Here is a 3928-nt window from a genome sequence, read left to right as displayed (position 1 = left end):
GACCGGGACCCGGCGCCGTCCCCGGGGCGCCACGGCCCTAGCCCGCGTTCGCGTCGGCGCGGCGCTCGGCGGCGCGCTTCCTGCGCTGCTCGGCCTTCTTCTTGGCCGGGTCCTCGCCGCAGATCACGTGGTCGGCGGCCTGGTAGGTCGTCGTGTACTTCTCGGACTTGACCCGCTTCCCGCCCTGGTAGAAGTAGCGGAAGATGTCGATGTCGAAGCCGGTGATCGGCGACTGCGGGACGCACGCGGCGCTGGTGTCGTAGCGCTTGCCCGGCGTGCGGAAGTTGTAGCGGCCCGACTTGCCCGCCTCGACCTTGTCCCAGACCTTCGTCGAGAACATCTGCACGTGCATCTCGCCCTTGCGGCCGGGGGTGCTGCGGTCGACCCAGGCGTTGATGAGCACGCCGTGCTTCGTGTTGTTCTTGAACTTCATGTCGAGGCTGCCCCAGTAGACGGTCGCCTCGCGGCCGACCGGGTAGCGGTCGATGTAGAACGTGTGCGCCTTGTGGTGGACGTCCTCGAGACCGGCGAAGAAGGCTGCGTTGTAGGTCGTGGTGACGACCTGCGAGACGCCTCCGCCCGGCTCCTCGCGGAACTGGCCGCCGTTGATGACCGAGCCGGTCGTGAAGCCGTTCTCGACCGTCCGCTCGCCGACGGTGTCGTTGAAGCTGAACGTCTCGCCGGGCATGACGAGGGTGTCGTCGAGCAGCTCGGCCGCCCGGCCCTGGTTGACGTTGCGGTACTCGGCGTGCGGGAAGTACGTCGTGAACTCCGACACCAGCTCCTTGACGCCGAGCTTCTTGGCGTCGGCCGTCGTGAACTCGGGCTCGACCACCGTCGCCTCGACGGTGACGGTGCGCGCCGCGCCGCTCTCGGTCAGCACCGGGACGAGCTTCTGGGCCATCTCCTGGGGCTGCAGGCCGATGCCGGTCTTGCTCGGGACGATGCGCGGCTTGCCGCTGTCCACGACGATGCGGGCGTCGACAGCCTTGCGACCGACGCCGCTCGTCTCGGCCGCGAGCGCCCCGCTCAGCTTCTCGGGGTCGACGACCGCCGTCATCTCGCCGTCGACCGGCTCGACCCGCAGCGCGGGCGCGTACGCCGAGACGGGGAGCGAGACCTTCTTCTGCCCGACCGCGATCGTCACGGGCGCGGACACGGCCGGCTCGGCGATCTCGGTGACGGCCTGCTGCAGCCCGGCCTCGTCGACGTCGGGCTCGACGACGTTCGTCTCGACGTCGACGACCGGGTCGTCGGTCGTGCCGTAGACCGCCTCGACGGCACGGGCGGTCGCGTCGCGGTCGATCGCGACGCCGTCCTTCGGCGAGCGCGGCTTCGGCTCGTCCTTCGGGAAGGTGATGAGCGGCTGGACGACCTCGACCTCGACGTCCTCGGCGACCTTGTCCAGCGCCGAGGCCATCTTGGTCGGGTCCGAGCTGACGACGAGGTCGTGCTCGTCGGACCCGAGGACGAGGCGGACCATGCGCACGGGGTTCCACGTGCGCTCGCCGCCGGCCTGGTCGACGCTCTCGGCGGCGTCGACCTCGAGTCCGAGGTCCTCGGGCGCGAACTCGACGGTGCTGTCGTCGGCGTCCCCGCCCTCGCGGCGCAGGCCGACCTTGGCGTCCGCGCGCGCGCGCGACCGCCTTGGTCACCGCGCGCTCGGCGGCGGCCGGGCTCATGCCGCCGACGTCGATGCCGCCGATCGTGGCGTGGGCCGGCAGGCGCGACCCGGTCAGGAAGAAGCCGGCGAGGTACACCCCGCCGAGCACGACGACCGCGCCTCCCAGGCCCCACGACAGCTTCTGGTGGCGGCGGACGAACGAGGGACTCATGCGGGCTCCTGCGAGGTCGGGGGACGGTAGACCGTCTTCTCCGAGGCGTCGGTGTGGACGAGGCGTCCGTAGTGCGAGCGGTAGTACAGCAGCGGGTCGTCGATCTCGTCGCGGACGCGGGCCGAGACGACGCTGCCCACCAGGATGCTGTGGTCGCCGCCGTCGTGGACGGCATGCGTCTCGCACTCCAGCCAGGCGAGACCCTCGTCCATGAGCGCGACCCCGGTCGCGGGGCCGCGGTGGTGCTCCACGCCCTCGAGCTGGGACTCCAGCGGACGTCCGCGGTGGGCGAACCAGGCGGACGTCTCGCGGCCGCCCTCGGCCAGGATCGAGACGCCCCACAGGCCGCTCTCGAGCACCGCCTCGTGGAAGCGGCTGGCCTTGTGCGAGCACACCAGGACGAGCGGCGGGTCGATCGAGACCGAGCAGAACGCGCTGGCCGTCATGGCGTGGTCGATGCCGTCGTGGACGGTCGAGACGACGGTGACACCGCTGGCGAACCTGCCCAGCGCGCCCCGGAACGCCTTGTCGTCGATCGGTTCCCTCACGGGGCAAGCCTAGGTTTCCACTGGGAGGCCGCCACGAGCGCCCCGCCGCCACCGAGCGTGAAGGCCCAGCCCAGCAGGTCGTCGGCGACCAGGTAGCTGTCGCCGCCGGCCACCAGCGGGGCCAGGACGGCGACCGCCCAGCCGGCCGAGAAGCAGGCCGTCCCGAGCGGCACCAGGGCCTCGGCGCCACGGGCGGCCAGGAAGGTCAGCACCACGCCGGCGGCCAGTCCCCAGGGCAGGTCGACGCCCCCGGCGGCGAGCACGTGGCGGTGCACGAAGGACGCCATGACGCCGGCCCACAGACCGGCCAGGGCGGCCGCCCCGCGGAGCGCGGTCACAGCCCCGCGAAGAGGTCGTCCTCGAGCCCGGACGGGCCGACGGGACCACGGGTGCCGCGCGCGAGGCGGTAGTGCTCGGTGCCCCACACCGTCTGGCCGACGTTGTTGGACAGCGCGAAGAACGGGCCGTCGACGGCGACTTGGGACGCGTGGGCGCGCAGGGCGGCGGTCTTGGCGTCCAGGAAGCCGGTGCCGTCGATCGCGGCGTCGAGCTGGTCGTCCTCGAAGGCCATGGGAGGCAGGCTGTCGGCCTCCCAGCCCTCGAACGACGTCGTGTCGCCCGAGGCCCGCAGCGCGGTGAGCCCCTCGCGGAAGGCGCGGGCCGACATCGCCGACCAGTAGACCTTGCTGATCTCCCACGCCTCGCCCAGCTCGGGCTTGTACGAGCGGACGCCGGCCAGGTCGGCGGCGTAGGTGGCGACGCGGTGGGCCTGGACGTGGTCGGGGTGGCCGTAGCCGCCGAACTGGTCGTAGGTCACCAGCACCTGCGGGCGCACCTCACGGATCACCTCGACGAGCAGGTCGGCGGCGACGAGCAGGTCGGCCGCCCAGAACGCGTCCGGACGCACGTCCTCACCGGCGGTGGCGTTGCCGTCCTCGCCCCAGACCATGCCCGAGTCGCGGAAGCGACCGGGGCCGCCGAGGAAGCGGTGGTCGGTGACCCCGAGGGCCTTCATCGCCTCGGCCAGCTCGCCGATGCGGTGCTCGCCGAGCCGGTCCTCCTGGTCGCTGGCGTAGTGGGCGATCTCGGGGACGAGGATCTCGCCCTCCTCGCCGAGCGTGCAGGTGACGAGGGTGACGTGCGAGCCCTCCGCGACGTAGCGCGCCATGGTGGCGCCGTTGCCGATCGTCTCGTCGTCGGGGTGGGCGTGCACGAGCAGCAGCCGCTTGTCGGCAGGATCCATGGGTCACAGGCTAGTCACGCTGTGGTGGGATGGACGGCGTGACCGTCTCGTACCCCCGTCTCGCCGCCCGCACCCTGCGATTCACCCTGGGGGTGCCGCGCAACGTCACCGTCTCCCCCGACGGCACCACGGTGCGGTTCATCCGCACGCCCGACGGGGTCACGCGCACCGGGCAGCTGTGGGCGCTGGACGTCGCGAGCGGCGAGGAGACCCTCGTCGTCGACCCCGCCGCGCTGCTCGGCGAGGGCCCCGAGGAGCTGACCCCCGAGGAGCGCGCCCGCCGCGAGCGCAGCCGCGAGTCG

General features: G+C 72.4%; 4 protein-coding genes and 1 pseudogene. 1 reads left to right on the top strand and 4 read right to left on the bottom strand.

Annotated features, from left to right (window positions below; all coding sequences use genetic code 11):
• Positions 1 to 37: 37 nt before the first annotated feature.
• The 4 genes from AC2W7G_RS10910 to mshB form a co-directional block, all read right to left on the bottom strand.
• Complete coding sequence (locus AC2W7G_RS10910) at positions 38 to 1612, bottom strand: VanW family protein (protein WP_485868449.1); 1575 nt, start codon at positions 1610 to 1612, stop codon at positions 38 to 40.
• A gap of 219 nt (positions 1613 to 1831) precedes the next feature.
• Positions 1832 to 2383: a flavin reductase family protein gene (locus tag AC2W7G_RS10905; protein WP_485868448.1), complete on the bottom strand. Its 552-nt coding sequence runs from the start codon at positions 2381 to 2383 to the stop codon at positions 1832 to 1834.
• Positions 2380 to 2721, bottom strand: coding sequence for a hypothetical protein (locus tag AC2W7G_RS10900; protein WP_485868447.1), 342 nt, complete (start codon positions 2719 to 2721; stop codon positions 2380 to 2382). The genes AC2W7G_RS10905 and AC2W7G_RS10900 overlap by 4 nt, the downstream gene beginning before the upstream one ends.
• A complete protein-coding gene (gene mshB, locus AC2W7G_RS10895) occupies positions 2718 to 3626 on the bottom strand; it encodes an N-acetyl-1-D-myo-inositol-2-amino-2-deoxy-alpha-D-glucopyranoside deacetylase (RefSeq protein WP_485868446.1) in 909 nt (302 codons plus the stop codon). The genes AC2W7G_RS10900 and mshB overlap by 4 nt, the downstream gene beginning before the upstream one ends.
• Before the next feature lie 29 nt (positions 3627 to 3655).
• Between mshB and AC2W7G_RS10890 the strand changes: the two are divergent.
• Positions 3656 to 3928, top strand: a pseudogene (locus tag AC2W7G_RS10890) (S9 family peptidase); the annotation flags it as partial.

The organism is Aeromicrobium sp. PFPM2_SD2 (assembly GCF_057364525.1).
This window is presented reverse-complemented; position numbering and strand designations above follow the sequence as displayed.